The organism is Catellatospora sp. NPDC049609, assembly GCF_040675365.1.
Taxonomy (GTDB): Bacteria; Actinomycetota; Actinomycetes; order Mycobacteriales; family Micromonosporaceae; genus Catellatospora.
Genome location: NZ_JBFAOU010000323.1, coordinates 1 through 4,635, shown reverse-complemented (window position 1 = coordinate 4,635; position 4,635 = coordinate 1). Strand labels below are relative to the sequence as shown.

Here is a 4,635-nt window from a genome sequence, read left to right as displayed (position 1 = left end):
GCCTGACCTACTTCGTGTGCGACATGCACGCCCCCGGCGTCGAGGTGCGCCCGCTGCGGCCGGCCACCGGCGCACCTGTCGCCGGAGCGGCTCCTCCTCACCTCATGATCAGAGGTTCGTTCGTGCGGCGCTTGCGGTCCGCACGGGGACTCCGACCGTGACTCGGCCGATCGGCCGACGCCCGCAAGCCGGCCGACCGAGTCCGCGGAAATCGCGTTGCGGAGTGAGTACTCACTCATTTACAGTCCTCCGCGTGACTGACGCCTCCCCCCGGCGCCGGGTGTCCCCGCTCACCCCCGACGACCGGCGCGCCGCGATCATCGCGGCGACCCTGCCCCTGCTGCGGGACGAGGGCCTGAACGTGAGCACCCGACGGATCGCCGAGTGCGCCGGCGTGGCCGAAGGGACGATCTTCCGCGTCTTCCCCGACAAGGGCGCGCTGATCTCGGCCACGCTCGCGCACGCGTTCGACCCGGCCCCGACCGTCGAGTCGATCAGAGCGGTGTCCGGCGACCCCGATCTGAGGTTCCGGCTGCGGACGGCGGTGCAGATCCTGAACCGCCGCTTCCGCGACAACGCACCGCTGATGGTCCAGCTGCGCAGCAGCGGCCTCGCCGTGGTGACCAACGCCCCCGCGCCTGCCTTCGACCCGGGCGAGACGCTGGCGCAGCTCACGGCGGCCTTCGTCGAGCTGATCAAGCCGGACGAGGGGCTGCTGCGGCTGCCCGCCGAGACCGTCGCCGCACTGCTCATCTCCATGGTCCTGGTCAACAACCGCAACCAGGTCCTCCCCACCGAGGACATCGTCGGCGTCGTGCTCGACGGCGTGCTCACCCCCGAAAACCAGAAAGAGCCCGCATGCTGATCAGACTCGTACGCCGCCAGCTGCGGCCGTACAAGCGGCAACTGGCGCTCGTCGTGCTGCTGCAACTGGTGCAGACGATCGCCAACCTCTACCTGCCCACGCTGAACGCCGACATCATCGACCACGGCGTGGTAACCGGCGACACCGAATACATCCTGCGCGTGGGTGCGGGCATGCTCGGCGTCTCGGTGGTGCAGATCCTCTGCTCCATCGGCGCCGTCTACTACGGCGCGCAGACCGCGGCGGCGCTGGGCCGCGACATCCGGGCCGCGATCTTCGACCGGGTGCAGTCCTTCTCCGCCCGCGAGGTCGGCCACTTCGGCGCGCCGTCGCTGATCACGCGGACCACCAACGACGTGCAGCAGGTCCAGATGCTGGCCCTGATGACCTTCACCATGATGGTCGCCGCGCCGATCATGATGGTCGGCGGCATCGTGCTGGCGCTGCGCCTGGACGTGCAGCTGTCCGGGCTGCTGCTGGCGGTGCTCCCGGCGCTGGTCCTGGGCATCGGGCTGATCGTGGTGCGGATGCGCCCGCTGTTCCGGGCCATGCAGACCAACATCGACGACGTCAACCGGGTGATGCGCGAGCAGATCACCGGCATCCGGGTCATCCGCGCGTTCGTCCGCGACCGCCGTGAGCAGGAGCGCTTCGCCGGAGCCAACACCGAGCTGACCAACGTGTCGCTGGCGGTCGGCAAGCTGATGGCGGGCATGTTCCCGTTCGTCATGCTGATCATCAACGTGTCGACGGTGGCCGTGGTCTGGTTCGGCGCGTACCGGATCGAGAGCGGCGGCATGGAGATCGGCGAGCTGACCGCGTTCCTGAGCTACCTGATGCAGATCCTGATGGCGGTCATGATGGCCACCTTCATGTTCGTGATGATCCCGCGGGCCGAGGTGTGCGCCGAGCGCATCGAGGAGGTGCTCGAGACCGAGTCCAGCGTCGTCCCGCCGACCGCGCCGGTCGTCCCGGCCGGCCTGCGCGGGCACCTGGAGCTGCGCGACGTCGAGTTCAGCTACCCCGGCGCGGAGGAGCCGGTGCTGCGCAACATCGACTTCACCGCCCGGCCCGGCGAGACCACGGCCATCATCGGCAGCACCGGCAGCGGCAAGTCCACGCTGCTGCACCTGGTGCCGCGGCTGTTCGACGCCACCGGCGGCCGGGTGCTGGTCGACGACGTCGACGTCCGCGAGCTCGCACCGCAGGCGCTGTCGCGCGCCATCGGGTTCGTGCCGCAGAAGCCGTACCTGTTCTCCGGCACCGTCGCGTCGAACCTGCGCTACGGCAAGGCCGACGCCACCGACGAGGAGCTGTGGCGCGCGCTGGAGATCGCCCAGGCGAAGGAGTTCGTCGAGGCGATGCCCGAGGGGCTGGACGCCCCGATCGCGCAGGGCGGCACCAACGTCTCCGGCGGCCAGCGCCAGCGCCTGGCCATCGCCCGCGCCCTGGTCGCGAAGCCCGAGATCTACCTGTTCGACGACTCGTTCTCGGCCCTGGACTACGCCACCGACGCCGCGCTGCGCCGGGAGCTGTCCCGGGAGACCGCCGACGCGACCGTCGTGATCGTCGCCCAGCGCGTCAACACCATCCGCGACGCCGACCGCATCCTCGTCCTCGACGACGGCCAGGTGGTCGGCACCGGCACCCACAGCGAACTGATGAGCGGCAACACCACGTACCGCGAGATCGTGCTGTCCCAGCTCACCGAGGAGGAGGCGGCATGAGTTCCCAGGCTCCCGCACAGCGCCGCGACAGCGGCCCGCGGTTCGGTCCCGGCGCGATGATGGCCGGGCCGCCGCAGGCCAAGGTGCTCGACTTCAAGGCGTCCAGCCGCAGGCTGCTGCGCCTGCTCAGCCCGCACCGCGCCATGATCTGGGTGGCCGTGGCGCTGGGCGTCACCGGGGTCGGGCTGTCCGTGGTCGGCCCGCGCATCCTCGGCCACGCCACCGACGTGCTCTTCACCGGCATCTTCAGCGCCCGCATGCCGGCGGACGTGACCAAGGAGCAGGCCGTCGCGGCGGTGCGCGCGGACGGCAACGACACCCTGGCCGACATGATGTCCGCGATGGACCTGCACCCCGGCCAGGGCGTCGACTTCACCGCGCTGCGCAACGTGCTGCTGCTCGCACTGGTGGTGTACCTGGCCGCGTCGGCGTTCTCGCTGTTCCAGTTCCGGATCATCACCGCGGTGGTGCAGCGGGCGATCTTCACGCTGCGCGAGCAGGTGGAGCACAAGCTGTCCCGGCTGCCGCTGAGCTACTTCGACGGCCAGCAGCGCGGCGAGGTGCTCAGCCGGGCCACCAACGACATCGACAACGTCGCGCAGACCATGCAGCAGTCGCTGAGCCAGCTGATGAACTCGGTGCTGACCATCGTCGGCGTACTGGCGATGATGTTCTGGATCTCCCCGCTGCTCGCCCTGATCGCGCTGGTCACCGTGCCGGTGTCGGTGTGGGTGACGATGCGCATCGGCAAGAAGGCGCAGCCGCAGTTCATCGGGCAGTGGGCCGCCACCGGCCGGCTCAACGCGCACATCGAGGAGATGTACACCGGGCACTCGCTGGTCAAGGTGTTCGGGCGGCAGGACGAGGCGGCCGCGACGTTCCGCGAGCACAACGAGTCGCTGTACGGCTCCAGCTTCAAGGCACAGTTCATCTCCGGCATGATCCAGCCCGCGATGTTCTTCATCGGCAACCTGAACTACGTGCTGGTCGCGGTCGTCGGCGCGCTGCGCGTGGCGTCCGGGTCGCTGTCACTGGGCGACGTGCAGGCGTTCATCCAGTACTCGCGCCAGTTCAGCCAGCCGTTGAGCCAGGTCGCCGCGATGGCGAACCTGGTGCAGTCCGGCGTCGCCTCCGCCGAGCGGGTGTTCGAGCTGCTCGACGCGGCCGAGCAGAGCCCGGAGCCGGTGGACGCGCCGCGCCTGCCCGCCGTGCGCGGCGAGGTCCGGTTCGAGCACGTCGCGTTCTCGTACACCGACGACAAGCCGCTGATCAGCGACCTGTCGCTGACCGTCGAGCCCGGACACACCGTGGCCATCGTCGGGCCCACCGGCGCGGGCAAGACCACCCTGGTCAACCTGCTGATGCGGTTCTACGAGGTCAACGGCGGCCGGATCACCCTCGACGGCGTCGACATCGCCAGCCTCAACCGGGAGGAGCTGCGCTCCAAGACCGGCATGGTGCTGCAGGACACGTGGCTGTTCGGCGGCACCATCGCCGACAACATCGCGTACGGCGCCGACGGCGCGACCCGCGAGCAGATCGTCGAGGCGGCCAAGGCGGCGCACGTCGACCGGTTCGTGCGCACCCTGCCCGACGGGTACGAGACGGTGCTCGACGAGGACGGCACCAACCTCAGCACCGGTGAGCGCCAGCTCATCACCATCGCGCGGGCGTTCCTGGCCGAGCCGAGCATCCTCATCCTCGACGAGGCGACCAGCTCGGTCGACACCCGCACCGAGGCGCTGATCCAGCGGGCCCTCAACTCGCTGCGCGCGGGCCGGACCAGCTTCGTCATCGCGCACCGCCTGTCCACCATCCGCAACGCCGACGTCATCCTGGTGATGGAGCACGGCGACATCGTCGAGCACGGCTCGCACGACAAGCTGATCGCCTCCGGCGGCGCGTACGCCCGCCTCTACGAGGCCCAGTTCGCCGGCGCCGCCACCGCCTGACCCGCAAGGAAGGGCACCTTCTTAACGCTATGCGTTGTAGAAGGTGTGGAGCGCGCCGGAACGGCGCAAACACACTCGGATCCATCGGTGG

The 4,635-nt window shown here is 69.7% G+C and carries 3 protein-coding genes; all 3 read left to right on the top strand.

The window, feature by feature from the left end; all coding sequences use genetic code 11:
* Positions 1-253: 253 nt before the first annotated feature.
* From AB0J67_RS39290 to AB0J67_RS39280, 3 genes are read left to right on the top strand one after another with little or no spacing between them, the layout of a single operon-like run.
* A complete protein-coding gene (locus AB0J67_RS39290; RefSeq protein WP_363490604.1) occupies positions 254-865 on the top strand; it encodes a TetR/AcrR family transcriptional regulator in 612 nt (203 codons plus the stop codon).
* Positions 859-2,592 (top strand): ABC transporter ATP-binding protein, encoded by a 1,734-nt coding sequence (locus AB0J67_RS39285; protein WP_363490602.1) that lies wholly within the window; start codon positions 859-861, stop codon positions 2,590-2,592. The genes AB0J67_RS39290 and AB0J67_RS39285 overlap by 7 nt, the downstream gene beginning before the upstream one ends.
* A gap of 56 nt (positions 2,593-2,648) precedes the next feature.
* Complete coding sequence (locus AB0J67_RS39280; RefSeq protein WP_363490606.1) at positions 2,649-4,544, top strand: ABC transporter ATP-binding protein; 1,896 nt, start codon at positions 2,649-2,651, stop codon at positions 4,542-4,544.
* The last annotated feature ends 91 nt before the right edge of the window (positions 4,545-4,635 follow it).

What these genes read in the sequence shown, in the direction of transcription:
- AB0J67_RS39280 (WP_363490606.1), top strand. Translation starts at nt 2,649, where the DNA reads ATGATGGCCGGGCCGCCGCAGGCCAAGGTGCTCGACTTCAAGGCGTCC.
- AB0J67_RS39285 (WP_363490602.1), top strand. Translation starts at nt 859, where the DNA reads ATGCTGATCAGACTCGTACGCCGCCAGCTGCGGCCGTACAAGCGGCAA.